This window comes from Psychrobacter sp. 1U2, assembly GCF_051847575.1.
The window spans coordinates 1-539 of record NZ_JBPYDC010001702.1 but is presented as its reverse complement, the minus strand read 5'-3'; the positions used below and the strand labels follow the sequence as shown (position 1 = coordinate 539).

Annotated in this window: 1 protein-coding gene; it reads right to left on the bottom strand. The window is 43.2% G+C overall.

Annotation, left to right across the window (positions count from 1 at the left end):
• Positions 1-174: 174 nt before the first annotated feature.
• The coding region (locus ACS8FD_RS23970; RefSeq protein WP_439277686.1) for a glutathione binding-like protein at positions 175-539 on the bottom strand (365 nt) is incomplete at its 5' end.

Below are 539 nucleotides of genomic sequence, written 5' to 3'. Positions count from 1 at the left end.
CCATTGAATATAGTTGCAAAGCATGTTTGCCTATTGGCAACTGTTTTTCATGGGTAGCACCTGAAACGGGGCGATTCACACTGGCCCACTTACCGCCACTCTCTGTATCATGCGTCCAGATTTTCGGGGGTACATATTGGTTTTCCATTATTATTCCTATTTCTATGTCTGTGGTTATTCAGCGTTTTTCGCAAAGTTTTGTGGATAGAGGGCACGTGCAGCTGCGTCATCAAAGTCAGATTTGAACTGAATGTCTTTAGCAATATTGCGGGCTTTATCTACCGCAGGACGAGTGTTTATACTAGTAAACCAACGTTTGAGGTTTGGATAATTATCTAATCCTTCTTCGCCCAATACAAACGTTGCTTTATCAACCCAGCCCCAAGCTGAAATATCCGCAATAGAGTAGTCGTCACCGACCAAATATTCACGGCCTTCCATATGCTTATCTAGCACCTCATAATGACGCTCGGCTTCACGAAGATAGCGATTGATCGCATAAGGTATTTTTTCGGGCGCTTTATGTTTAAAATGCACGG